This window comes from Pseudomonas sp. BW7P1, from assembly GCF_024981055.1.
In the GTDB taxonomy this organism is placed as follows: domain Bacteria; phylum Pseudomonadota; class Gammaproteobacteria; order Pseudomonadales; family Pseudomonadaceae; genus Aquipseudomonas; species Aquipseudomonas bananamidigenes.
On sequence record NZ_CP103374.1, the window covers coordinates 4,756,961 to 4,781,573 of the forward strand.

Annotated in this window: 27 protein-coding genes and 1 pseudogene; 15 read left to right on the forward strand and 13 right to left on the reverse strand. The window is 56.0% G+C overall.

What is annotated here, in order from left to right; genetic code table 11:
* Window positions 1-15 precede the first annotated feature (15 nt).
* Window positions 16-912: a LysR family transcriptional regulator gene (locus NWV16_RS21415; protein ID WP_260520651.1), complete on the reverse strand. Its 897-nt coding sequence runs from the start codon at window positions 910-912 to the stop codon at window positions 16-18.
* Between the two features lie 120 nt (window positions 913-1,032).
* On the opposite strand from NWV16_RS21415, the gene NWV16_RS21420 reads away from it, so the two are divergent.
* Window positions 1,033-1,788, forward strand: a complete 756-nt coding sequence (locus tag NWV16_RS21420) for an SDR family NAD(P)-dependent oxidoreductase (RefSeq protein ID WP_085709691.1) — start codon at window positions 1,033-1,035, stop codon at window positions 1,786-1,788.
* 46 nt (window positions 1,789-1,834) lie between these two features.
* On the opposite strand, the gene NWV16_RS21425 is transcribed toward NWV16_RS21420, so the two are convergent.
* Complete coding sequence (locus NWV16_RS21425; RefSeq protein WP_260520652.1) at window positions 1,835-2,272, reverse strand: multidrug/biocide efflux PACE transporter; 438 nt, start codon at window positions 2,270-2,272, stop codon at window positions 1,835-1,837.
* A gap of 88 nt (window positions 2,273-2,360) precedes the next feature.
* Between NWV16_RS21425 and NWV16_RS21430 the strand changes: the two genes are divergently transcribed.
* Window positions 2,361-3,215 carry a LysR family transcriptional regulator gene (locus tag NWV16_RS21430; RefSeq protein WP_260520653.1) on the forward strand — a complete coding sequence of 285 codons (855 nt, stop codon included), beginning with the start codon at window positions 2,361-2,363 and terminating at the stop codon, window positions 3,213-3,215.
* Window positions 3,216-3,219: 4 nt separating this feature from the next.
* On the opposite strand, the gene NWV16_RS21435 is transcribed toward NWV16_RS21430, so the two are convergent.
* Window positions 3,220-4,056: a LysR family transcriptional regulator gene (locus NWV16_RS21435; protein ID WP_260520654.1), complete on the reverse strand. Its 837-nt coding sequence runs from the start codon at window positions 4,054-4,056 to the stop codon at window positions 3,220-3,222.
* A 111-nt stretch (window positions 4,057-4,167) separates the two neighbouring features.
* Between NWV16_RS21435 and NWV16_RS21440 the strand changes: the two genes are divergently transcribed.
* A complete protein-coding gene (locus tag NWV16_RS21440) occupies window positions 4,168-4,893 on the forward strand; it encodes an SDR family oxidoreductase (RefSeq protein WP_260520655.1) in 726 nt (241 codons plus the stop codon).
* Window positions 4,894-5,015: 122 nt separating this feature from the next.
* Here NWV16_RS21440 and NWV16_RS21445 read toward each other — a convergent pair whose 3' ends face one another.
* The 3 genes from NWV16_RS21445 to NWV16_RS21455 are packed head-to-tail and all read right to left on the reverse strand — an operon-like array spanning window position 5,016 to window position 7,048.
* On the reverse strand, window positions 5,016-6,245 hold the full coding sequence (locus tag NWV16_RS21445) for an RNA polymerase sigma factor (protein ID WP_260520656.1): 1,230 nt from the start codon (window positions 6,243-6,245) through the stop codon (window positions 5,016-5,018).
* Window positions 6,238-6,582 (reverse strand): YciI family protein, encoded by a 345-nt coding sequence (locus NWV16_RS21450; RefSeq protein WP_065259310.1) that lies wholly within the window; start codon window positions 6,580-6,582, stop codon window positions 6,238-6,240. The genes NWV16_RS21445 and NWV16_RS21450 overlap by 8 nt, the downstream gene beginning before the upstream one ends.
* 40 nt (window positions 6,583-6,622) lie before the next feature.
* Entirely contained in the window at window positions 6,623-7,048 is a 426-nt protein-coding gene (locus NWV16_RS21455; RefSeq protein ID WP_260520657.1) for an SgcJ/EcaC family oxidoreductase, read from the reverse strand.
* 141 nt (window positions 7,049-7,189) lie between these two features.
* Here NWV16_RS21455 and NWV16_RS21460 point away from each other — a divergent pair, with 141 nt between their 5' ends.
* The 3 genes from NWV16_RS21460 to NWV16_RS21470 all read left to right on the forward strand — a co-directional run bounded on the left by NWV16_RS21460 (window position 7,190) and on the right by NWV16_RS21470 (window position 9,579).
* Window positions 7,190-7,696 (forward strand): N-acetyltransferase, encoded by a 507-nt coding sequence (locus NWV16_RS21460; protein ID WP_260520658.1) that lies wholly within the window; start codon window positions 7,190-7,192, stop codon window positions 7,694-7,696.
* Window positions 7,693-8,298: a pyridoxamine 5'-phosphate oxidase family protein gene (locus NWV16_RS21465; protein ID WP_260520659.1), complete on the forward strand. Its 606-nt coding sequence runs from the start codon at window positions 7,693-7,695 to the stop codon at window positions 8,296-8,298. The genes NWV16_RS21460 and NWV16_RS21465 overlap by 4 nt, the downstream gene beginning before the upstream one ends.
* A 222-nt stretch (window positions 8,299-8,520) precedes the next feature.
* Window positions 8,521-9,579: a hypothetical protein gene (locus NWV16_RS21470; protein ID WP_260520660.1), complete on the forward strand. Its 1,059-nt coding sequence runs from the start codon at window positions 8,521-8,523 to the stop codon at window positions 9,577-9,579.
* A gap of 123 nt (window positions 9,580-9,702) precedes the next feature.
* Here the strand turns inward: NWV16_RS21470 and NWV16_RS21475 are convergent, their stop codons facing one another.
* Window positions 9,703-9,984 (reverse strand): hypothetical protein, encoded by a 282-nt coding sequence (locus NWV16_RS21475; RefSeq protein WP_260520661.1) that lies wholly within the window; start codon window positions 9,982-9,984, stop codon window positions 9,703-9,705.
* 337 nt (window positions 9,985-10,321) lie between these two features.
* Here NWV16_RS21475 and NWV16_RS21480 point away from each other — a divergent pair, with 337 nt between their 5' ends.
* The 5 genes from NWV16_RS21480 (at window position 10,322) to NWV16_RS21500 (ending at window position 14,748) form a co-directional block, all read left to right on the forward strand.
* A complete protein-coding gene (locus tag NWV16_RS21480) occupies window positions 10,322-10,942 on the forward strand; it encodes an MATE family efflux transporter (protein ID WP_260520662.1) in 621 nt (206 codons plus the stop codon).
* Between the two features lie 77 nt (window positions 10,943-11,019).
* A complete protein-coding gene (locus tag NWV16_RS21485; protein ID WP_260520663.1) occupies window positions 11,020-12,072 on the forward strand; it encodes a hypothetical protein in 1,053 nt (350 codons plus the stop codon).
* Window positions 12,069-12,905: an inositol monophosphatase family protein gene (locus NWV16_RS21490; protein ID WP_260520664.1), complete on the forward strand. Its 837-nt coding sequence runs from the start codon at window positions 12,069-12,071 to the stop codon at window positions 12,903-12,905. Before NWV16_RS21485 ends, NWV16_RS21490 begins: the two co-directional genes overlap by 4 nt.
* Window positions 12,906-12,928: 23 nt before the next feature.
* A complete protein-coding gene (locus NWV16_RS21495; RefSeq protein ID WP_260520665.1) occupies window positions 12,929-14,065 on the forward strand; it encodes a radical SAM protein in 1,137 nt (378 codons plus the stop codon).
* A complete protein-coding gene (locus NWV16_RS21500; protein ID WP_260520666.1) occupies window positions 14,062-14,748 on the forward strand; it encodes a dTMP kinase in 687 nt (228 codons plus the stop codon). Before NWV16_RS21495 ends, NWV16_RS21500 begins: the two co-directional genes overlap by 4 nt.
* Window positions 14,749-14,823: 75 nt before the next feature.
* Here NWV16_RS21500 and NWV16_RS21505 read toward each other — a convergent pair whose 3' ends face one another.
* The 3 genes and pseudogenes from NWV16_RS21505 to NWV16_RS21515 all read right to left on the reverse strand — a co-directional run bounded on the left by NWV16_RS21505 (window position 14,824) and on the right by NWV16_RS21515 (window position 16,801).
* Window positions 14,824-15,312 (reverse strand): GNAT family N-acetyltransferase, encoded by a 489-nt coding sequence (locus tag NWV16_RS21505; protein WP_085709682.1) that lies wholly within the window; start codon window positions 15,310-15,312, stop codon window positions 14,824-14,826.
* A gap of 271 nt (window positions 15,313-15,583) precedes the next feature.
* Window positions 15,584-16,069 (reverse strand): annotated as a pseudogene (locus NWV16_RS21510) (GyrI-like domain-containing protein); the annotation flags it as partial.
* A 69-nt stretch (window positions 16,070-16,138) separates the two neighbouring features.
* On the reverse strand, window positions 16,139-16,801 hold the full coding sequence (locus NWV16_RS21515; protein WP_260520667.1) for a LysE family translocator: 663 nt from the start codon (window positions 16,799-16,801) through the stop codon (window positions 16,139-16,141).
* A gap of 139 nt (window positions 16,802-16,940) precedes the next feature.
* Here NWV16_RS21515 and alaC point away from each other — a divergent pair, with 139 nt between their 5' ends.
* Window positions 16,941-18,158: an alanine transaminase gene (alaC, locus tag NWV16_RS21520; protein WP_260520668.1), complete on the forward strand. Its 1,218-nt coding sequence runs from the start codon at window positions 16,941-16,943 to the stop codon at window positions 18,156-18,158.
* A 178-nt stretch (window positions 18,159-18,336) separates the two neighbouring features.
* Here the strand turns inward: alaC and NWV16_RS21525 are convergent, their stop codons facing one another.
* Both NWV16_RS21525 and NWV16_RS21530 read right to left on the reverse strand, forming a co-directional pair.
* A complete protein-coding gene (locus tag NWV16_RS21525) occupies window positions 18,337-19,689 on the reverse strand; it encodes a GntP family permease (RefSeq protein ID WP_065259318.1) in 1,353 nt (450 codons plus the stop codon).
* A gap of 82 nt (window positions 19,690-19,771) precedes the next feature.
* On the reverse strand, window positions 19,772-20,305 hold the full coding sequence (locus NWV16_RS21530; protein ID WP_065259319.1) for a gluconokinase: 534 nt from the start codon (window positions 20,303-20,305) through the stop codon (window positions 19,772-19,774).
* Window positions 20,306-20,521: 216 nt separating this feature from the next.
* Between NWV16_RS21530 and NWV16_RS21535 the strand changes: the two genes are divergently transcribed.
* Window positions 20,522-21,553: a LacI family DNA-binding transcriptional regulator gene (locus NWV16_RS21535; RefSeq protein WP_065259320.1), complete on the forward strand. Its 1,032-nt coding sequence runs from the start codon at window positions 20,522-20,524 to the stop codon at window positions 21,551-21,553.
* A 1-nt stretch (window position 21,554) separates the two neighbouring features.
* Here NWV16_RS21535 and NWV16_RS21540 read toward each other — a convergent pair whose 3' ends face one another.
* A complete protein-coding gene (locus NWV16_RS21540; protein ID WP_260520669.1) occupies window positions 21,555-22,427 on the reverse strand; it encodes a LysR family transcriptional regulator in 873 nt (290 codons plus the stop codon).
* Window positions 22,428-22,548: 121 nt separating this feature from the next.
* Here NWV16_RS21540 and NWV16_RS21545 point away from each other — a divergent pair, with 121 nt between their 5' ends.
* Together NWV16_RS21545 and NWV16_RS21550 are read left to right on the forward strand one after the other, a co-directional pair.
* Window positions 22,549-22,989 (forward strand): PACE efflux transporter, encoded by a 441-nt coding sequence (locus NWV16_RS21545; protein ID WP_260520670.1) that lies wholly within the window; start codon window positions 22,549-22,551, stop codon window positions 22,987-22,989.
* A gap of 125 nt (window positions 22,990-23,114) precedes the next feature.
* Window positions 23,115-24,539 carry an MFS transporter gene (locus NWV16_RS21550; protein WP_260520671.1) on the forward strand — a complete coding sequence of 475 codons (1,425 nt, stop codon included), beginning with the start codon at window positions 23,115-23,117 and terminating at the stop codon, window positions 24,537-24,539.
* Window positions 24,540-24,613 lie beyond the last annotated feature (74 nt).

Sequence of the window (24,613 nt, forward strand, 5' to 3'; positions counted from 1 at the left end):
TCCGCCCGCAGACTGTCAAAGTGTCGAGCGGATCAATGCCCCCAGCCAGTCCATGAACACCCGCACCCGCAACGGCAGGTGCCGCTGCCGGGCGTACAGCAGTGAGATGCCCATCGCCGGCGCGGTGTACTGCGGCAACACGGTCACAATCTCGCCGCTGTCCAGATAGCTGTTCATGCCGGTACGCGGCACCTGAATCAGTCCGAAACCACCCAGGCACGCCGACTCGTAGGCATCGGTGCTGTTGACCGTGACACTGCCGGCCATCGGCACGCGGTGGACCTGGCCGCCCTGCTCGTAGACAAACCCTTCCGAACGCGACCCCAGCACCCCGACGTAGTGCACCAGTCGGTGCTGCGCCAGGTCTTCAAGTGATTGCGGCACACCGTAGCGTTGCAGATACGCAGGGCTGGCGCAGTTGATCATGCTGAAATCCCCCAGGTGCCGCGCCACCACCGACTGATCGGGCTGCGCGCCGATGCGCACCACACAATCGAAGCCTTCGGCGAGCAGGTCGACGCGACGGTCGGTGCTGCTGATTTCCAGTTCCAGATTCGGATGCCGCGCCATGAATTCCGGCAGCTTCGGCATGATCAGCCGTCGCGACAGAATGTTCGGCATATCGACCCGGATCCGCCCGGTCAGCGACGCTTCGTCCTGACGGAACAGGTTCTCGATTTCGTCCATGTGCGACAGCAGATCCTTGCTGCGCTCGTACAGCGCGAGGCCGTCCTGAGTCGCCTGCACCCGCCGGGTGGTGCGTTGCAGCAGGCGCGTACCGAGCAGGGTTTCCAGGGCCTGCACTTGCTCGGAAACCGTCGAGCGGGGCAGTCCCAGGCTCTCCCCCGCCATTGTAAAGCTCGACAATTCGCTGACCCGGACGAAGGTGCGCAGCAGTTCCAGTTTGTTCATGGGTGACCTATTGATTGTTCGGAATGACCGACCAGTGATTCCGGCTTCAGTCTGTTTATCACCTCAGGGCGGATAAATAAACTTTGCTGCATCAACCGTCACCGCTCTCGAGGAAGACCCATGAACCGCAAAATCGCATTGATCACCGGTGCCAGCCGTGGCCTCGGCAAGAACGCCGCCCTGCATCTTGCCGCGCAAGGCGTGGACATCATCGGCACCTACAACAGCCGCGCCGATGAAGCGCAATCGCTGGTCGAGGAACTGAAAACACTCGGCGCCAACGCCGTGATGCTGCAACTGGATGTCGGTCGCAGCGAAGGTTTTGCCGACTTCGCCGTGCGGGTCGAACAAGCGCTGCAACAACTCGGGCAACCACGCTTTGATTTCCTGATCAACAACGCCGGGATTGGCGTGCATGCCTCCTTCGCCGACACCACGCCGGAGCAGTTCGACCTGCTGATGAATGTGCAGTTGAAAGGGCCGTTCTTCCTGACTCAGCAACTGCTGCCGCTGATCAACGATGGCGGCCGGATCATCAATATCTCCAGCGGTCTGGCCCGCTTCACCCTGCCGGGTTATGCGGCCTACGCGGCGATGAAAGGTGCGATGGAAGTGCTGACCCGTTATCAGGCCAAGGAGCTGGGCGCGCGGCAGATCGCCGTGAACATCCTGGCACCGGGTGCCATCGAAACCGACTTCGGCGGCGGCGCCGTGCGCGACAACTCGGCGCTGAACGCCATGGTCGCCAGCAACACCGCGCTGGGCCGCGCCGGACAGCCGGATGACATTGGTGGCGCGCTGGCGCTGTTGCTGTCGCCGGGGGCGCAGTGGATCAACGGTCAGCGCATTGAGGCGTCGGGCGGGATGTTTCTCTGATCCCGAAAAAGTGGCGAGGGAGCAGGCTCCCTCGCCACAGCTGTGTTTATCCCTGGCAAGCGTTGCGCATCACCAGCCGCTCGCGCACCAGGTCATAACCCCAGTGGTAAACGTAGGTGTACGGCAGGAAGAACAGCAACACGCCGATGTCGAGCAGGAACGCCTGCCACAGGCTGACCGACAGCCATCCGGCAATCAGCGGCACGCCCATCAAGATCAGCCCGCCCTCGAACAGCAACGCGTGCAGCACCCGCACCCAGGCATTGCGGGCGATGTTCCAGCGCTTGAGCATCCGGTCGAAAAAGCCGTTGAACACCACGTTCCAGCCCAGAGCCAGCAATGCGATGGCGAAAGTAACGGCGCCCATTTCCACCATCGGCTTGCCCATGATCCACGCCAGCAACGGGGTGCAGATCAGGATCGCCAGCAGTTCGAAACCGATGGCCTGGAAAATACGTTCAGTGATGGATTTGTTGGCAGTCATGGCCGAAGTCCTCTGTGAAGATGGTTGCCATGATCCAGCACCCCACCGATACTTCATAATCAATAACCATCGATCAAGGCGATAGTTCATGGCCTCTCAGGAAGTGTTGCTGGCGTTTGTCCAGGCGGCGACTCAAGGCTCGTTTTCGGCGGCGGCGCGCAAACTCGGGCGCAGTCAGTCCACCGTCAGTGCAGCGGTGGCCAGTCTGGAAATCGATCTGGATCTGATTCTGTTCGACCGCAGCAGCCGCAAGCCGACCCTGACCCCGGCCGGCCACGTGATGCTGCAACGGGCCGAGGCGATCCTGTCGGCCACCAGCCAGATGGAAATGACCGCCCGGCAATTGGCCCAGGGCGTCGAGCCGAAACTTACGGTGGCGATTTCCGACACTTATCAGTCCGACCGCTTCGAAGCGGCGCTGGTGGGTTTCGAACGGCGCTATCCGGATCTGGAACTGGAGTGTCTGATCGCCGAGTGCGATGACCTGATCGAACTGGTACAACGCGGTCGCGCGCACCTGGCGTTCGCCGAGATGCAGGACAATTACCCGCCGGATCTGGCGACCGCGACCGTCGCCGAGCGCACTGAAATCGCCCTGTTTGTCGGCCGTAATCATCCGTTGGCGACACTGGAATCCGTCGATCAGACTGTTCTTGAACAGCATCGCGAGCTACGCCTGGCGACCATCGTCAATCCCTATGACAATCGCGGTAAAGGCCGGGTGTGGTCGGCGCCGAGTTATCTGATGCTGCTGGAAATGGCCCAGAAAGGTTTTGGCTGGTCACCCTTGCCACGCTGGCTGGTGGCGCATTTCGGCAACGACTCGCTGGTTGAACTGAACGTGCGCGGCTGGCCGAAACCGGTGTTCGTCGATGCGTTGTGGTCGCGGCTGTACCCGCCGGGGCCGGCGGGGAGCTGGTTGCTCGGCAAGATGCTTGAGTGAAGGTTCAGGCAGCGTCAATGACCGGTGGCCGGTTGTGCTGAAAAAACTCATGCAACCCGCGCAGCGCCGGCAATTCCAGCGCCTGCGCCGCATAACACAACCCCACCCGGCGGGTCGGTGCCGGCAGATGCAGCGCCCGCACGATGATCCGCTCATGCCCACGAACCAGCGACTGCGGCAGCATCGCCACCCCGACACCCGCCGCCACCATGTGCAACGCCTGTTGCAGTGACCCGGCATGCCCCGCCACCGCTTCCGGCGAACGCCCGTAAAGCGCCATCAATCGCTGATGGGACGGATGCTGCGGGCAGGTGATCCAGTCCTCGATCGGCGCCCAGCCGGCTTGCGCGTTGGCCATTGGATGGTCGAGTGGAAGCGCCATCACATAGGACTCTTCCCACAGCGGCAGGAACAACTCGTCCTCGCAGCACATTTCCTCAACCGCCAACCGACCGTCTCCATGACAGCCCTCCTCCAGCGTCAGCAGCAGGTTGGGCAATGCCTGATGAGCCATGCGCACGAAAGCTTCGATGTGGCTGGCGGCGATGTCGCCCTCGATGCCGAGGGTCAGCGGCGTACGGTTTTCGCGACCGCGAAACATCCGGCTCAACGCCTCGGATTCGGCCACCATCCGTCGCGCCTGCGGGTATAGCAACCGCGCTTGGTCGCTGACCTCCACACCACGGGGCTGGCGCATGAACAGCGTCGCCCCGAGATCTTCTTCCAGCTGTTTGATGGTCACCGACAACGTGGGCTGGCTGATGAACAGCCGTTGCGCGGCGGCGGTGATGTTGCGTTCCTCGAACACGGCGAGGAAGGCTTTGAGATGGCGGATATCCATAGGAAATTCCGATAGCAGACAGAGGAATAAGGCATTTTTCAGCCTTCAGCGGGCTAAATATACTGCGGCCCGAATCTGGTTATTTGTTTTTCTTATTTCAGGAGTTCAACCATGAGCAAGCCATTGATCATCATCACCGGCGCCAGCTCGGGCATCGGCGAAGCCACCGCCCGCCGCTTGAGCGCTGCCGGTCACCCGCTGCTGTTGCTGGCCCGGCGCATCGAACGCCTGGAAGCACTGGCCCTGCCGAACACCCTGAACCGCCGCGTCGACATCACCGACCGCAACGCCTTGCTGGCCGCTGTGGCCGAGGCGCAAGCGCAGTTCGGCCCGGCCGACGCGCTGATCAACAACGCCGGGGTGATGCTGCTGGGCGAGATGAGCAAACAGGACCCGGCACAGTGGGACCAGATGCTCGACGTCAACGTGAAGGGCCTGCTCAACGGTGTGCATGCGGTGGTGGCCGGGATGATCGAGCGCAAGCACGGCACCATCATCAACGTCAGCTCGGTGGCCGGGCGCAAGACCTTCCCGAACCACGTGGCGTATGTCGGCACCAAGTTTGCGGTGCATGGGTTGTCGGAAAACCTGCGTGAAGAATTGGCACCACACAACGTGCGGGTGACCACGATTGCGCCAGGCGCGGTCGAGACCGAGTTGTTGAGCCACACCACGGATGAGGCGATCAAGGCCGGGTATCAGGCGTGGAAGCAGGACATGGGTGGGACGGTGCTGAGCGCCGAAGATGTGGCGACGGCGATTGCCTATGCGTATGGGCAGCCGCAGGGGGTTTGTATTCGGGAGATTGTGATGGCTGCTACACGTCAGCAGGCCTGATCCATTGTTACAGACCTAAATAGCCCCTTCGCGGGCAAGCCCGCTCCCACATTTGATCGCATTCCAATTGTGGGAGCGGGCTTGCCCGCGAAGAGGCCAATATTGCCAATGATCCTTTCGGATCACTCCAGTGCTTTAAGCCGCCCTTCAATAAACCGCCGCTCCGGCTCCTGCCGCGTCAACGCCAGCGCCCGCGAATAAGCCGCCCGAGCCTCCCCGACCCGCCCCAATTGCCGACAGAACTCCGCCCGCGCCGAATGCGCCAAGTGGTAATCCTGCAAGTCCCCGCGCTCCAGAATCCCTTCGATCAAGGTCAACCCGGCCAGCGCACCGTCACGCTTGGCCACCGCCACTGCCCTGTTGAGTTCGATCACAGGCGACGGCACAGCCCGCAGTAATACGTCATACAGCCCGACGATCTGTTCCCAGTCCGTCTCCCCTGCTGTCGGCGCTTCGGCGTGCACCGCCGCAATCGCCGCTTGCAGGCAATACGGCCCGAAGCGTCCGGTGGTCAGCGCCCGCTCCACCAGATCGCAGCCCTCGGCAATCAGCCCGGCATTCCACAGTTCGCGATCCTGATCATCCAGCAGAATCAGTTCCCCCTCCGGCGATGAGCGCGCCGACCGTCGCGACTCGTGCAGCAGCATCAACGCCAGCAGGCCCATGACTTCCGGGTCGGGCAACAACTCCAGCAACAACCGCCCCAGACGAATCGCCTCGCGAGTCAAATCCTCGCGGGTCACCTGGGCGCCGCCGGATGCCGAGTAGCCTTCGTTGAACACCAGGTAAATCACCCGCAGCACACTGTCGAGACGCTCGGGCAATTCGTTCAGGCCCGGAACTTGATAAGGGATTTTTGCGTCGCGGATCTTTGCCTTGGCGCGCACGATGCGCTGGGCAATGGTCGCCGGAGCCGAGAGGAACGCCCGGGCGATTTCTTCAGTGGTGAGGTCGCAGACTTCACGCAAGGTCAGCGGCACCTGTGCATCCGACGCCAGCGCCGGGTGGCAGCAGGTGAAAATCAGCCGCAGCCGATCGTCTTCCACGTCTTCGGCGTCCCATTCGGCCTGTTCCAGCTCTTCCAGTTGTGCCAGCAACAGCGGTTGCGACGCCTTGAACCGTGCACGGCGGCGCAATACGTCGATGGCCTTGAAGCGCCCGGCGGACACCAGCCATGCTCGTGGATTGTCCGGAACGCCATCCCGCTGCCAGCGCTCGACCGCGACGAAGAACGCCTCGTGCAAGGCTTCTTCGGCGAGGTCGAAATCGCCGAGCAGGCGGATCAGGGTCGCGAGAATCCGCCGCGAATCTTCGCGATAGACCTGCTCGACCCGGGCCTTGACCTCAGACATTCAACTGCCGCACGGGACGCACTTCGACACTGCCGACCCGGGCCGCCGGAATGTGGCCGGCGACCTGGATGGCTTCATTGAGGTCCCGTGCGTCGATCAGGTAGAAACCGGCCAGTTGCTCCTTGGTCTCGGCGAACGGACCGTCGGTGATCGACAATTTGCCGTTACGCATGCGCACCGTGGTGGCGGTCTGCACCGACTCCAGCGCTTCGGCGGCGACCATCCGGCCGCTGCCCTGGATCGACTCGGCATAGGCCCAACACTCGGCGTCTTCCGGGCTGTCGGGCGACGAATGCAGCAGGCGCTCATCGCTGTAGACCAGACATAAATACTTCATGGCGTTCTCCTGAATCGGACGGATCAACTATGGCTGAAGATCAGGGTTTCGCATCGAACAGGGTCGAGCCGGTCATCGGATCGAACGGTGCCGACCAGTGTTCGTGGGCAATTTTCCACGCTCCGTCGACCAGCCGGTAGCAGGCGGTGGCGCGCATCCAGCAACTCTGGGTTTCGCCCTTGTCATTGGTTCCGCCGCAGTTAGCGACCCAGTGGGCGAAGGCGATGCTGTCCCCGGTCTCGATGGCGATTTCGTGGAATTCGAAGATGTGCGGGCCGGGGCACATTTCCATGCAGGCGATCCAGTGGGCGCGGTAGGCCTCCTTGCCCTTGAATTGCAGAGCGTTGATCGCATCGAACGAGAGGATGTCGTCGGCGTACAGGGTCATGACCTTGTCTACATCCTTGGTCATGACGGCCTGACGGTAGGTGTCGATGATGGCTTGAATCTGCGCTTGCGTGCTCATGGGGTTTCTCCGTGCTTTTTGTTGTGAAGACACCCTTTGTCGTTCGGCAATCGGCCGGATCGACAACGTGAACAAAAAAATTCGCGCGCCAACAAAATCGCTAGAATCCGGGATTCATCTTTGCTGGAAAAGGAAATTCCCGTGTCCGCCCGACTGGTGCCTTACGAAAGCCTGAACGCCACCCAACGCCAACAGGTCGAGGCCATTGAAATCCACCCGGAGCAAATCAAGTTCTCCGGCGACATCCACGGCGCCCTGCACACCCTGCTGTCGAAACCCGGCCCCGGCGTGAAAGGTTTTGCATTGCTCGCTGACGAGGTGCCGGTGGCATTCCTGCTGCTCAAACGTCCGCCGGTGTTGCCGGCCTGGGCCAATGAACACAGCGCCACCTTGCATGCCTTGCAGGTCGATCACCGGGCTCAGGGCAAGGGTTACGGCAAGGCCTGCCTGTTGGCACTGCCTGACGTTGCACGGCAGACCTGGCCAGAGATCAAAGGACTGGAATTGTCAGTGGACGCCGACAACGACGCCGCGATTGCGCTGTACGCCAAGTACGGCTTCGTCGACAGTGGCGAAGCGTACAAGGGTCGCATCGGTTACGAGCGGCGCATGGGCCTGTTCTTCCAATCGTCGAGGGATCAACGATGATCGATTCAATCGAAGCGCTGGAAGCCATTTACGGCTTGCCCCACGAACGTGCCGTACGCAAGCAGATCGATTTTCTCAACGAGGACTATCAGGCGATGGTCCGGGTCTCGCCGCTGGTGATTGTCAGCTCGGTGGGCGCCGATGGCATCGACGGCTCTCCGCGTGGCGATACGCCGGGGTTTGTGCGGATCATCGACGAGCGCACCCTGGCCCTGCCCGACCGACCGGGCAACAACCGCATCGATACCTTGCGCAACGTGCTGCACGATCCACGGGTGTCGCTGTTGTTCATCATCCCGGGGATCGGCGAGACGCTGAGGGTCAATGGCACTGCGACCATCAGCGCTGATCCTGAGTTGCTGGAAAGCTTTGCGGTCAAAGGCAAACCGGCGCGTACTGTGTTGCTGGTGACGGTGGAGGCGGCGTTCTTCCATTGCTCGAAAGCGTTTGTGCGTTCGGATGCGTGGAATCCGCAAACCCATCTGCCGCGCTCGGCGCTGCCGACGGCGGGCGCGTTTCACAAGCGTCTGAACGGCGGGCAGTTTGATGCCGAGGCTTATGATCGCGAGGCTCCGATCAGAGTGCGCGATAGTCTCTATTAAGAAAACATCTCAGCCAAAGCTCCTACTGACTCTGCGGAAGCTATCTATAGGAGTTCAATTATCTAAAAAAGAATTTTCCTTCACTAAAAATACTCTCGCCCTTCATTAACTTGTAGGGCGTTTCTGATTTTGGATCCAAATATTGACGAAAGACCTAAGTAAAAACTAGGGTTTCCTCATGAGCGAGGTTTACAGAAAATTTAAATATACGGAATATCCAAAATGGAAACGTTAATAAAAACATCAAAATCTTCTATTACGGAAAACAACGTAACAATTTTAGATGGGCAATTATCACTACCAAAAAGCTATTTACTCGAAAAAGCGTATCTAGAACCCACAAGCACACTGATTGTATCGGGCTCTTTAATTGAGGGAATCGGAACGATTCATTCTGATATCGACTGCATCATCATTTGCGAAAAACGCCCAAAAGCGCAAAACATGAAACACATCGGACATGCATTTGTTACCGATATTAATTATCGCCACATCACTAAAGATGAAGAAGTCCACAATACAACAGACTTCTACGGTGATACCAGCATTCACATTGATGCCGACTATGTAACATACTCAGAAATAGATAATATATTTTTCAAAATCGAACAAACATTTGAAGAAATCGCCTCCGACCAGCGTTTTCTTTACGCTCCCGCTTTGACAAACACAGAAAACAATGTCATTCATAGACTAATAATCGGACATGCTCTGAATAATGATGAAAAATTCCTTAAACTTAAATCAAGAATACCCGTGGAGAAACATATTTACTTAGCTCACCGAGAAAAACTTCCAGTATTTTATGCCTTCCAGGATGTTCAAGGTTGCTGGCAATCAGAAAATCTATGGATGGGTTGCGAGATAGCTCGAGACATGATGTTTAAAACCACAATGAGTTTCACCTACCTTACGGGCACAACAAACAAACATTATAAGTGGGCATACTCAAACATGCACCGAATCGAAGGATTTGATGAGATCAAGAGTAAATTCTTCGCACTAGCCAGACAAGGTGCCAGCACAAGAGACGAATGCAGATCGTACATTCAAGAAACCCTCAAATATATGGATCTGCTATTTTTAGAAATTGAAAAAATTCTGAACAGTTCTAAAATCTACCCAACTGCAGAACAGTCTCTTGCCGTCCTCGACAATGAATTCAATGAGCGCAAGCAGACCACGCACAAAGTTTCAATGTGCGAATACCATTTCAGAAAAAAATACTTTGCCGCAAAGGACACTCCGCCGCTTCTGAGTTTACTGAAAGAGTGGGAATAAAGCGCTTCTACAACACTATGCTTGTTAATTGGTGCTACTCGCTGGCGGCCAGCTTATGGAAATTTATAAAATAGCAATTCCGCTCATATTCTCTAGATTGGGCGACATGACAGCTTCACTAATCTACTTTTCCTTCGCTGGCCATTTTATTGTCGACTCACTTGATTCCGCTTCATTTGCCTTGGCATCAATATCATTCATTACTGTCATCGGTATCGGATTTTTTTCTCCAACACTAATTAAGATAGCAGGATCAAATGATCTAAACACAAACAACATAAAATCCGAAATAACAATATCGTTCAGGCTTTCGATTTTATTTGGATTCTTGATCATATCTATGATTTTTTTTGCGCACACAATCGCGCTTACGTCAATGACAAACCTAACCAACACGGAGGACATCCAAGCACTGTTGCTGATATCCCTATCAATTCCAGCGATATATCTACAGGTTACAATATTCAATTTTTTTAATGGAGTTCAAAAAACACACTATGAAGTAATTTATACGTGGACATTTAACATCTGCCTCACTTCCGCCTGCATAGGCTTGATTAACACGAGCTCGGCAATCACGCTACCTGACTTCATACTCATATATTCTTGCTTACGATGTGCTTTCGCAACTCTCGCACTCTTCTACTTCAACTCTAAAATCCACCTATACATCAACAACTTTCAAAAATCCATACAAATACCGAAAGAACGGTATCTTAAATATATAGCTCAAGGCTTGCCAATGGCCTTATGCTTTGGAGGTGAAAGCTTTCTATTTTTCATCTTATCATTCATTTCGAAAAATTTAGGTGAAAACAATTTATCCGCCTACCAAGCCTCACTACACTTTATAAGCATCATATATATGATATCAATTGGAATAGGGAATGCGACGGGGCTTATAGCCGCCCGTCACTTTACCAGGAGGGATTTAGGCTTACTAAAAAAAACTTATATCCAAGGTCTAAAATCAGGCCTATTAGCACTAGCGCCTTTTTTGCTAGCCAGTGTCCTTTGGAAAGAAAACATTTCCATGACCTATACATCAGATTCAACGATCAGGAAATTAATTGAAACCAATACCCTTTACTCGATTCCTTTTTTAGCTTTTGAATTCATCTATGTTTTAACCAGAACAATTCTGAGGAGCATGGACGATTTCTGGGTTCCCACTCTTCTAACCATTCTGACGTTGAACATTTTTGGCATCACCCTTTGCGCAACGCTTCTACACTTTTACCGCACCATACATTCTATATTTATAGCCTTAATAATCTGCTCACTCATTCTGATGCTGACAATGTTTTGGCGGTTGATATTTTTATTGAAAACACACAGCAGCCAGCCAATAGATAAACTTTAGATACTTGATCGCGCTTTTACTAATTGACAACGCACGTCAAAACACCTAACCGATTGCATTTTCGTGAGACTCCAAACATGAATCATGCTAGCGCGTTACCTTTGTTTTACAACTCGCACTTAAATTCAACGACCATTATCAGCGAACATCATGCATGGAGAACTCTGACCGGGTTACAAACCAGTGATTATTACGCTTACCGCAAAGCACTACTGAACGGGTGCCATCTCCAGAGAGCCTCCTTTGAGCTCCGTCACCCCGAAGTCATGGTTTGCGACTTGAGCAACCTCGACCCAATTTATGATGGCATGTCAGACGAAGAGATAATACGAATATGGGATTACTTAAATTCAAGGACAACCCAATTACAATCATCTGACATTTGCAAGATAAAGGGAGATGGTCTCTCACCAGAACTAGCCGTGTCAGGGCCTTCCAAAGCCAAACTACTAGATTTCAAGAGTGCCCTGATTAAAGAAGCACTCGCGACATCCCACAAGCCTTCCCCCTGCGTAGAACCAACGAATAGAGGCCTTACAAAAACCAGACTGCTAATAGATACTGATAATGAAACCTTGGATTTCCACAATAAATTCTGCGCCTTCTACAGTAAATATATTTCCCATGAACACTGGGATAGCAGTCTTGCTCTCAATACCAGATACATCTATGACGACCACTCTATCTGGCTAAAAATCAAAGACATATCAAAAAACAAGCTATTTTTATTATCAGCCGGCCTACCGCTTGCACTTGGATATTTGGCAGCTACCAAAGATACAGAAATATTTTTTTCTGAAATTCATCGCCAAAATGACCCGAGCCTTCTAACTAGAGATGACAATTTTCTAGACATATTCCCTCATACAACTTCGTCGAATAATTCATGGCTGGTTATAGACAAGGCCTATACCGGCGGAAGCCTCAGGCAAGCGGCGAACATGATCAGAAAGAAACTTGGTTATAATTTCGAAGTTAAAACACTAGCACTTTTCCCCAAAACCTTCAGCGCCTTTATGAGTGCAGACTACGCCGTTTACGCAGGAAAACTTTTCGACGTGAAAGTCTACTCATCTAAACTCAATCGGGAAAACTGGCACACGCAATTAATATCTGAGAAGTCGGTATGAGAGCACTCTTCAAGCGCGAATACATTCCAGAACTGGAAGTAACTCTTTATGAAGCCAGAAAGCAGTTACGGCGGTATTGGGCCGGCACATTGTCCAGTCTTCCAGACTTTAACAAAGCCAATGCAAATCAGCATCTCAGCCAAACACAATACGACATAGATTGCCAAAACATACTCCTTAGTTGCCTGTCAAAATCTCGTATCAAAATGACAATTTACTCAGAAGAAAGCGCTTCCCCAATAAAATTTGGAGTTCACGGTGACCTTTACGCTCTGATTGATCCCCTAGATGGTACACACAATGCGCTTATGGGTTTCCCGAACTACACATCTAGTGTTGCTATTTATCATGGTAATGAGTACGTATTCGGATGGATTTATGACATTTCTAGAGATTTAGTCTACACCGCTGCACTTGGTGAAGGAGCGTATCTTCAGTCCGCAATAATTGTGAAACGGCTAAACACTCGAAAAACCGAATCACTAGAACAAATGCGACTTTCATTTCACCGCCCTCGTGGCAGTAAAGAAAAACATAAAATAGAACGGCTTTTATGGGCAGCGGACAAGGTTCGTGTTTACTCTTGCTCTTCGTTAGAAATCTGCCTGATTGCTGCTGGGGTTCTTGATGCGTTTATTGATATCGGCTCACCTGGACATGAGAGAAGCTGTGATATTGCGGCAGCTGAACTCATTTTGAGAGAGTCAGGCGGAGCTTTATTCGATGACAAAGGCCACTCAAGGCATTGCTTATCGCCATCCGTAGAAGCCCTGAAGGATAACGGAACATTGATTGCCTTATCTTCAAAAAATCTAATAAAAATACTCTTGTAGTCCAACTAACTGGAGGACGAATCATGATATTCGATACAGTAAAATTGAAACTCGCCCTACTAGCTAACGGTGTTAATTTCAGCCGGGATTTTTTAGAGCGTTTTCAAACCGAGGTGAATCATATTGAAAAAAGACGTGCATATGGTACAGGTGACAGCGTCATAATCAACCCAACAATCCGAACCCCACAAGAAATTATTCTTGATGGAGATATCATTACTGCCATCAACTACAACCCACACTCAAAATACAAAATCATCTTACAACGAAACAAACCCGCACTAAGCTACAACAAAAACACCATTAACATTACATTTCCAGCGAGGCCTAAATCTTACGGAAAGTTTTTAAGCAATGGCGAGTTATTTGAAAAACATCTGACTATATACGGAAACTCTACGCTTGGAATTTTCTCCCCTGGCCATTGCTACTACTTCAATGACGGTCATGAGTGTAAATTTTGCTCTCTGGGTTCAGCTCGAGAAAGTCTGTCAGATCATAGAATGCGAATTAAAGGCGACATTGCTGGAGAAGCAGTAGCGATGGCTGTCAAAGATGAGAGTCGCCGATACCGCAGGGTCTTATTAAATGGAGGTACAATCCCTAACTATGACAAAGGGTATGGGATGCATATCGATTTGCTGAATAGAGTAAAAGAAAAGAATGCACATAACAACTTGGACTACCACCTGATTTCTATGCCACCCAAAGACTTCCGTCTTTTCGAAAAATTCAAGGCTGTCGGCAATAATATGTCAATGAGCCTGGAAGTATTCGACCCTGGCCTTTTTTCAGAAGTATGCCCAGGCAAATCTCGTGACTACACTCGGGATCGGTTCCTCGCAGCTTTTGAAGCCGCTGTAGAAACTCTCGGGCGCGGCAACGTATATGCCGGATTCGTTGCCGGAATGGAGCCATTAGATTCAATCATAGAGGGCATCGAATACTTTGGTCAGATGGGCGTAGTTCCAGCAGTGGCAGCATTTCACCCAGATGCTGGCTCGCAATACATTGCGAGAGAACGACCTTCCGTAGAGTTTCTGAGTGCAATTGGTAAAAAGATGTCAGAAATTTATCAAAGAGAAGGATTTCGACCATTGATAGAGGGTAGCGGTAGAAACTCTCTAGATACTGAGGCTTACCTAGGAGCGTTCGCATGAACTACACCTCCGAGCAAGGAATATTTATCGCATTTGAAGGAACGGATGGCGCAGGAAAATCGACTATCGCAAGAGCAACTTACGAAATCCTCTCCCAATCTAATATAGATTTGCACTACGTCGACAAAAACCGCCCACCCGTTTCTTCGGGATATACCGAATTCCACATGTCACGACTCCGGGAAGTTCTTTGGGACTATCCGGACAACGCCCCTCTTGAGCAATTAGGCGACAAACACTGGATGAGCCTTATAACTGCATGGTTTCAAGCGACAGACCATGCTGCTATATCTCCAATAGTTAGCTCTGGCGAAAATTGCATCGCAGATGGCTGGTACCACAAATACCTAGCGCGCTTCTTGCTTAAAAGTACAGATTTAGCAGAAGAAGCCCTAACAGTATTTTCGACAATTAGAAAGCCAAACTTCGTGATTTTTCTCGATGTTGACCCGGCTCTCGCGGCACAAAGAAAAGGATCGTTCCGTCTTAGCGAGAGCGGAGCTTATGACGGCGGCAATGAGGATCGCCTTAAAAGTTTCATTGCATATCAGAACCGAGTCCGATCCAGTTATGAGCGCTGTGGTTTGGCAAATTGGGTGGTGATTGACACCACCGATTTAAGTGAAGAGGCAGTACTTGATAGAGCAGTAGGCGCGGTACAAAAAATCCTTATTAAAAACTAGAAATCCCGCCTGCCCGGGTGAGTGCATGACACTTACAAATGCGTAACCAATTTCCCACAGGGGTTTAGTGTTGGCTCACAGAGTGAGGATCATCTCATGCCACGCCATTCCGCCGTGATCGGACTCGGACGGTTTGATGTAGGCAAAACCGAATCCGGCGTACAGCGGTATGTGCCGTTCCTTGCACATCAGGTGAATCGTCGCCTTGCCCTGGGCGCGCATGCGCTCGATGAACTCGCCCAGCAGACGTTTGGCCAGACCGAGGCCCTGATAATCCGGGTGCACCACCACCGACATGATCACCACGTTCGGCCCGGCCGGGTCGTGGCCGATCAGTTCCTTGAACGCCTCGTCCGACATCTGCACATCAAACGCCGCGCCGGAATTGATGAACCCGGCCACCTGCCCGTCCACTTCGGCGACGATGAAACCGTCCGGCCAGGTGGCGATGCGCGTGGCGATCTTCTCGCGGGTCGCGGCTTCGTCGCCTTCGTAGGCGAGGGTTTCGATGGCGTAGCAGCGATCCAGATCGGCGGCGGTGACGTGGCGGATGACGGTGTTCATGGCGGCTCGAAATCAGTGAAAACGGGGCTGCCAAGGATAAAGGAATAAGGTGTTCATATCGATCCGCACGGGCAGCGTAAAGCCTGCGTATAAGCGCTTTTCTTCGCAATCGGGACGGTCTATTCCTGAGCAGTGTCTCTGATCACCCGAGGGGGGAACAGTTTATGAGCAGCGTGGAAATCGGTTTGTTGATGGTGTTGGGCATCAGCGTCTTCGGCTTCATCACCCTGGGCATCGACCTGTTGCGGGCGCGACGGATCAAGGGCAAGTAAGACTCGACCGGGACGCAGATTTCCAGCTTTCCGGTGTTGAGCCTTGGATTGAAGTCGGCGCTGTAGCGCTCCAGCTCCGGGGCGTTCAGCCCTTTGTACTCGGACGCCGGCAGCCAGGTGTTGTAGATGTAATCAATGGTTTTCGGCAACTGATCCAGCGAACCCTTGTGTTCGAACACCGCGTACTGACGCGGGAGAATTTCGATCCACGGATACTTTTCCTGCGGGAACTCATCGAGCTTGCTGATCTCGACGCCAGCCATGTAATCGAAACCGCCGTTGCCGTCGAAATTGCTGCAGACACCGTAGGTGACTTCGCCTTTCTGGCCGGGAATGTTTCCGATGTGCGGGATCAGCTTTTCCCACAGCGCCGAGATGTCCTGAACGGTCTCTTTGGTGAAACGGTCGCGAAAACCTGCAATCAGCAGGAAGTGTCCATGTTCGAAGCGAGGTTCAGCCACTTCGACGCGTTTTTGCTCATCCATGACTCGACTCCTTGGAACGAAAAAAGTGGGTTCGGCTGGGAGTATAGAAGCCAAACCCGATTCGCACATTTACAGCGTATGCAGGGCCTCGGCGGCGCCTGAGCCGACGAATTCGTTATAACCGGATACGATCACGTAGACCGCGAAATAGCAGAAGATCGCTGCAGATGCCAGGTAGGAATAGCGCAGCAGTTTGTCGCCCAGCAGCTTGCCGCCATGGCTTGCGGCGAAGCACAGGCCCGCCGACCACAACAGCCCGGCACACAGGAAGCCGCCGAGGAACAGCGCCGAGCTCAAGGGGCCGCCGCCACCGGAACGGGCGATCAAGGTGCCGCCCACTGCCGCGAACCAGAGGATGGCGCTCGGCGACGACATGGCGAGAAAGATCCCCCGAAAGAATTCCTTGCGATGGGAGTTCTGGCCGACCTCCGCTGCCTGCGCCAGCTGCGCTTCATGATGGATGGCCGAATAAATCATCTTCGCCGCGAAGTAGATCAACAGCGCCGAGCCACCGATCCACAGCACCCAGCGCACGGTTTCGTATTGCAGCAGAACGGTCATCCCGGCCAGGGCCAGCACCGCGTAGATCAGGTCACCGACACAGGTCCCGAGACCCAGCGCGAAGCCCTGAAAATAGCCGCGCTGCATGGCCAGAGTGATCATCGCGATGTTGGCCACGCCGATGTCCAGGCACAGCGAAAGGCTCAGCAAGAAGCCGCTGGTGAATTCCATTGACCGTTTTCCTTGGGAAAAAATTGTTGTCGTGCACGCTGGACAGTCTGCCACTGCTGCCCTTATCTTCCGCCACAGGTCACCGCAGTGACCAGCGTCGCTCGGACGGTTCCGGGCGCTTACGTTATCCGAGGCAACAATGGCTGAACAAGGTTCGCCGCGCCGCTTTGCGCGCATCGATCGACTCCCCCCTTACGTTTTCAACATCACCGCCGAGCTGAAGATGGCCGCCCGACGTCGTGGCGAAGACATCATCGACTTGAGCATGGGCAACCCCGACGGCGCCACGCCGCCGCACATCGTTGAAAAACTGGTGCAGGTTGCACAACGCGAAGACACCCACGGTTACTCCACATCCAAAGGCATTCCGCGCCTGCGCCGGGCGATTTCCAACTGGTACAGGGAACGCTACGAGGTCGATATCGACCCGGAAAGCGAAGCCATCGTCACCATCGGTTCCAAGGAAGGCCTGGCGCACCTGATGCTGGCGACCCTGGATCAGGGCGACACCGTGCTGGTGCCGAACCCGAGCTACCCGATTCACATCTACGGTGCCGTGATTGCCGGCGCCCAGGTGCGATCGGTGCCGCTGGTGCCGGGCGTGGACTTCTTCGATGAGCTGGAACGGGCGATTCGCGGCTCGATCCCGAAACCGAAGATGATGATCCTCGGCTTCCCGTCCAACCCCACGGCGCAGTGCGTGGAGCTGGATTTCTTCGAACGGGTGATCGCCCTCGCCAAACAGTACGACGTGCTGGTGGTGCACGACCTGGCCTACGCCGACATCGTCTACGACGGCTGGAAGGCCCCGTCGATCATGCAGGTGCCGGGTGCGAAGGACATTGCGGTGGAGTTCTTCACCCTGTCCAAGAGCTACAACATGGCGGGCTGGCGGATCGGTTTCATGGTCGGCAACCCGGAACTGGTCAGCGCCCTGGCGCGGATCAAGAGCTACCACGACTACGGCACCTTCACCCCGCTGCAGGTGGCCGCGATTGCGGCGCTGGAAGGCGATCAACAGTGCGTGCGCGACATCGCCGAACAGTACCGTCAGCGCCGCAACGTGCTGGTCAAAGGCCTGCATGAACTGGGCTGGATGGTCGAGAACCCGAAAGCCTCGATGTACGTCTGGGCGAAGATTCCCGAGGCCTATGCGCACCTCGGTTCGCTGGAGTTCGCCAAGAAGCTGCTTTCCGAGGCCAAGGTCTGCGTCTCGCCGGGTGTCGGTTTTGGCGAGTACGGCGACGATCACGTGCGCTTCGCGCTGATCGAGAACCAGGACCGGATTCGTCAGGCGGTGCGCGGGATTCGCGGGATGTTCCGGGCCGATGGCCTGACACCGAAAACAAGTGGCTGACGCAAAACCTGTGGGAGCGAGCTTGCTCGCGATGAGGCCGTCACTGCAACAAAGATGTCGACTGGACCACCGCTATCGCGAGCAAGCTCGCTCCCACAAAGATTTGTGGATTCCGTGAAAAGTCATCACCCACAAAAAAACCGCATCGCTGCGGTTTTTTTGTGTCTTGCGTTCGAGGTTAGACGAACAGCGACAGCAACAGAATGAAACCCAGGCCCACCACCGACAGGATGGTTTCCATCGCTGTCCAGGTCTTGAAGGTCTCGGCCACGGTCATGTTGAAGTACTGCTTCACCAGCCAGAAACCGGCGTCGTTGACGTGGGACAGGATCAGCGAACCGGCACCGGTCGCCAGTACCAGCAGCTCACGGTTCACGCCCGGGATCATCCCGACCACCGGCACCACAATGCCCGCGCCGGTGATGGTCGCCACGGTGGCCGAACCGGTCGCGATGCGGATCACCGCCGCCACCAGCCATGCCAGCAGGATCGGCGAGATCTGCGCGCTGACCGCCATGTGGCCGATCACGTCACCCACACCGCTGGTCACCAGCATCTGCTTGAAGCCACCGCCGGCACCGATGATCAGGATGATAGCGGCGGTCGGCGCCAGGCTCGCATCCAGCCACTTGAGCATTTGCTGGGAACCGATGCCCTGCTTACGGCCGAAGGTGTACAGCGACAGCAACAGTGCCAGCAACAGCGCCGAGATCGGGTGACCGATCATGTCCATCCAGGTGCGGAAGAAATGACCGTCCGGCAGCGCCACGTCGGCGAAGGTTTTCAGCAGCATCAGGAACACCGGCAGCAGCACGGTGACCAGGGTGATGCCGAAGCTGGGCAGATTGGTCGAATCGGTTTCACGGGCCAGTTGATCGACCAGTTCCTGATTCGGCGTGCCCGGAATGTGTTTGGCGATGAACGTACCGAAGATCGGGCCAGCAATGATGGCAGTCGGCAGCGCGACGATCAGACCGTAGAGAATGGTCTTGCCGATGTCGGCACCGAACACGCCGATGGCCAGCAGCGGGCCCGGGTGCGGCGGTACCAGACCGTGCACGGCGGACAGGCCGGCGAGCAGCGGAATACCGATCTTGATGATCGATACGCCGGTGCGACGGGCGACGATGAACACCAGCGGAATCAACAGCACGAAGCCGATTTCGAAGAACAGCGGAATGCCCACCAGGAAGGCGGCGAACATCATCGCCCATTGCACCTTGTCCTTGCCGAAGGCGCGGATCAGGGTCTGGGCGATCTGATCGGCACCGCCGGACTCGGCCATCATCTTGCCGAGCATGGTGCCCAGCGCGAGGATGATGCCGACGAAACCGAGCACGCCACCGAAGCCGTCCTGGAACGCCTTGATGATGGTGCCGATCGGCATGCCGGACGTCAGGCCGAGGAACGCGGCGGCGATGGTCAGAGCAATGAAGGGATGGAGCTTGAACTTGGTGATCAGGACGATAAGTCCGATCACCGTGACCACTGCATCGAGCAGCAGATAGGCGTCATGGGACATGCCAAACATTGGGGGTGTCTCCTGGTTTGTTGTTGTTATTAAAGCGGGTTAATCAGAAGCCGAAAGGACAGCGCTGTCTTCACAATCACACTCATACCGCCTGCTTCAGGCCATGGGCCTGCCACCAGACGTGAGCTTGCGACGCCAGTTCTTCAACGCTGTGGATCGAAGCGTTCAGGGCCAGGGTCAACGGTTCGCCGACCGGTGATTCAAGCGTGGCGAACTGGCTTTCGATCAAGGTGGCCGGCATGAAGTGCCCCGGGCGATGGGACACGCGGTCGGCGGCGACTTCAGGCGTCAATTCGAGGAACACGAAACCCAGGCCCGGCAAGGCGCTGCGCAGACGTTCGCGGTAAATGTGTTTGAGGGCCGAGCAGGTCAGCACAGGGCGCTCGCCCTTGGCGTCGACACGGCGCAGTTCGTCGCACAGGCTGTCGAGCCAGCCGGCACGGTCTTCGTCGTTCAGGGGAATCCCCGCGCTCATCTTTTCGATGTTCGCGGCCGGATGGAAAGTATCGCCTTCAATGGCAGTGGCGCCGCTCAATCGGCACAGGGCCTCGCTGACGCACGTCTTGCCGCAACCGGCAACGCCCATGATGACCAGGGCGGTGATGGGATGATTCATTTAACACCTCAGCGCGCAGACAGCGCTACCTTCGCTAGCTATGACTCTAGTGCACAGGCAGAAGTTGCCGACGCCTTCTTGTCGTTTTTTTGGGTTGCAGCAGGTTTTGTCCCCACGCCAAAAAGCGAGGATCAGGCAGGACCTCGCTCACGCATTTGCAGCTGCATAAGGACAGCGCTACCTTAGTGCCTTGATTTTTGTTTGGCAAGCCGCCCGATGACCACCCCCAAAAACGATAAAAACACTCGCACCACCGGCCGTCCCACCCTCAATGAAGTCGCCCGGCTGGCCGGCGTCAGTCCGATTACCGCCTCCCGCGCCCTGCGCGGGGTCAGCACCGTCGCCACCGAACTGGTGGAGAAAGTCCAGAAGGCCGCGCTGGAACTCAACTATGTGGTCAACCCTGCTGCCCGCGCCCTGGCTTCGGCCCAGAGCCATTCGGTGGTGGTCCTGGTGCCTTCGCTGGCCAACCTGTTGTTCATCGATACGCTGGAAGCCATTCATCGGGTGCTCACGCCCAAAGGCTTCGAAGTGCTGATCGGCAACTTCCACTATTCCCGGGATGAAGAAGAAAACCTGCTGCGCAACTACATGGCTTATCAGCCACGCGGCCTTCTGCTGACCGGTTTCGACCGTACCGAAACCTCGCGGCGGATGATCGAGGCCAGCAACATTCCCTGCGTGTACATGATGGAACTGGACAGCGCCGCCGGGGTGAACTGCGTCGGCTTCTCGCAACTCAGCGCCGGGGAAACCGCCGCCGAACATTTGCTGTCCCGGGGTCGCAAGCGTCTGGCCTACATCGGCGCGCAACTCGATCAGCGCACCCTGCTGCGCGGTGAAGGTTTCCGTAAGGCACTGCAGAAGGCCGGTCGCTACGACCCGGATCTGGAAGTGCTGACCCCGCGTTCTTCCTCCGTGGGCCTGGGCGGCGAGTTGTTCCTGCAACTGCTGGCGGCACATCCGGATGTCGATGCGATCTTCTTCGGCAACGACGACCTGGCTCAGGGTGCCCTGCTCGAAGCGCTGCGCAACGGGATCAGGATCCCCGAGCAAGTGGCGATCCTCGGCTTCAACGACCTGCCAATGTCGGAGCACATGGTGCCGCGTCTGAGCAGCATCAACACCCCGCGTGAAGCCATCGGCCGGCGTGCGGCGGAGCAGATGCTGACGCTGATGGCCGGCAACAGCGTGGCGCGACCGGTAGAGGACATGGGCTTCGAACTGAAAATCCGCGAAAGCACCTGACTCAACCGCCCAGCAACTCCACAAGAGCCAGCGCGCCTTTCTGCAACGGCTGGCTCTTGAGCCACACCGCGTGCACCGGCAGCACCAGGCCGTTTTCGATGTTGCGAAAGTTCAGCCGTTTCAATCGCCCCGCGTCCAGCCACGGCTGCACCACCGACAACGGGAAATTGCCCCAGCCCAGCCCCGCTTCCACCATCTCCAGCGCCGTCTCCAGGCTGTCGGTGCGCCAGTGGGATTCGGCCACCAGTGGCCGGGTTTCGCTGATCGGCAGATCGCGGCTGCCGACGACAATCTGCCGCACCTGCACCAAATCCTCGAGAAACAGATCCTGCCCCTGCAACAACGGACTGTCCGCCGCCAGCGTCGCGATCATCCGCTCGCTGCCGACAAACTGAAAGCGCTCCAGCACGTTCACGCTCAACCCGGCGAACGCCAGACATACGCTGACCCGACCGCTGTGGAGCATCGCCAGCACATCATCCTGCGGCGCGGTCAGCACTTCGATGTCGAGCAGCGGATGACGCTCGCTGATCTGCTTGATTGCCGCCAGCAACCGCCGACGATCGATATCCGTCGCCACGCCGATCGACAATTTGCTTTCCAGCCCCAACGACAACTGCACCGCGTGCACCTGCAACTGCTTGAGCTGATCGGCGATCAGTCGCGCATGAGGCACCAGCGACAGCGCCATCGCCGTCGGTTGCGGTTCGCGGCTGCTGCGGTCGAACAACGCATAACCGAGTTCGGCCTCCAGATTGCCGATGGCCATGCTCACCGCCGACGGCACTTTGCCCAAGGCCCTGGCCGCCGCGGAAAACGAACCGCGCTCGATCACGGCGAGAAACAGCTCGATGCTTTCGCTGTTGAAATTCAATTTATGGACCTGTCAATAAAACTGAAAGCTGATGACTTTTTCTGTCATCGTCATTGAAGCTATCTTTCGTCGCCTTCGCCAGCCCGGCTGGCCACAAGTCGCAAGAAAGAGGCAATTCCCCATGCAAGGCGTCAAACGCAAACTGGTCTACGTGTCGCTCTATGAAGTCATCGGCATGACCTTCTCGGCCCTCGGCCTGGCGCTGCTGTCCGGCACCTCCCCCGGCAGTACCGGCCCGTTGGCGGTGATCATCACCACCATCGCCGTGACCTGGAACTTCATTTACACCTCGCTGTTCGAGCACTGGGAAAGTCGTCAGGCCTCGCGTACCCGCACAGTCAAACGCCGCATCGCCCACGCCGTCGGCTTTCAACTGACGCTGATCGTATTTCTGATTCCGCTGATCGCGTGGTGGATGAACATCAGCCTGGTGCAGGCCTTTCTGCTGGATCTGGCGCTGATCGTGTTCATTCCTTGCTACACCTTCGTCTTCAACTGGCTGTTCGATAAGGTGTTCGGCCTGCCGGCCTCGGCGCTGCCGGATCCGGCACCCGCAGCATGAATCGCTGATTGGTAAGCGGATATTGCAAGAAATCGGCGGTTTTCCTGCTCAAGACGCCGATATAAGCAATCCTTGATTTCCGATAGCAGGCTAAGCTTTTCCATCATAAAAAAATGGATCAGCCCATGACTGCACACGCCCCCGCCGCCGCGCAACGCGACGGCACCGACCCGATACGCGCCGCCCGGATTTCCGCCCGCATCGACCGCCTGCCGGCAGTCGCCACGATCTGGCGGCTGGTGGCGCTGCTGTCGATCGGAGGTTTCTTCGAACTCTACGACCTGTTCCAGACTGCCTACATCAGCCCCGGCCTGATCCGCGACGGCATTTTCGCCACCGGCAATCAGGGCGTGTTCGGTTTCTCCGATCAAGCGGCCTTCGCCTCGGTGACCTTCCTTGGCCTGTTTCTCGGCGCCAGCCTGCTGAGCCCGATGGCGGATCGTTTCGGGCGACGGGCGATCTTCACCTTCGCGCTGGTCTGGTACACCGTCGCCACGGTGCTGATGGGCCTGCAGAGTTCGGCGCTGGGGATCATCTGCATGCGTTTTCTGGTGGGCATCGGCCTCGGCATCGAGCTGGTGACCATCGACGCCTACCTCTCGGAACTGGTCCCCAAACGCATGCGCAGTTCAGCGTTCGCCTTCGCGTTTTTCGTGCAGTTTCTGTCGGTACCGGCGGTGGCGCTGATGTCCTGGTGGCTGGTACCGCAGGCGCCGTTCGGGGTGTCCGGCTGGCGTTGGGTCGTGTTGGCCAGCGCGGTGTTTGCGCTGTTTATCTGGTGGCTGCGCAAGCGCTTGCCGGAATCGCCGCGCTGGCTGGCCCAGCATGGACGCTTCGATGAGGCCAACCGGATTCTGGAAGCCATTGAGGCACGTTGCGAAAAAGATCACCTTCAGCCTCTGGATGCGCCGGAAACCGTGGCCATCGACGTCGAAGGCAAGGGTCGTTTCGCCGATATCTGGCAACCACCGTACCGCCGCCGCGCACTGATGCTGATCGTCTTCCACATCTTCCAGGCCATCGGTTTCTTCGGCTTCGGCAACTGGTTGCCGGCGCTGCTGTCCGGCCAGGGTGTCAGCGTCACTCACAGCCTGATGTACGCGTTCATCATCACCCTCGCCTACCCGCTCGGGCCGCTGCTGTTCGTCAAATTCGCCAACCGTTTCGAAAACAAGTGGCAGATCGTCGGTTCGGCCCTGGGCGCCATGACTTTCGGCACTTTGTTCGCGTTGCAGACCAGCGCCTTCGGCCTGATCTTCTGCGGGGTGATGATCACCTTCTGCAACGCCTGGCTGAGCTTCAGTTATCACTCCTATCAGAGCGAACTGTTCCCCACCAACATCCGCGCCCGGGCGGTGGGGTTCTGTTATTCGTTCAGTCGTTTGTCGACGGTGTTCAGCAGCCTGTTGATCGGTCTGTTTCTCGACCACTTCGGCACGCCGGGCGTGCTGGCGTTCATCGTCGCCAGCATGTTGATCGTGATGCTGACCATCGGCTATTTCGGTCCACGCACACGCAATCTGGCGCTGGAAAATATCGCCCATCGCTGACGGACAACGGTCATCTTCTGCCGCCCTCCGGCAAGGGATGACCGCTTAGCCTGCCTACGAAAAACACAAGCCAT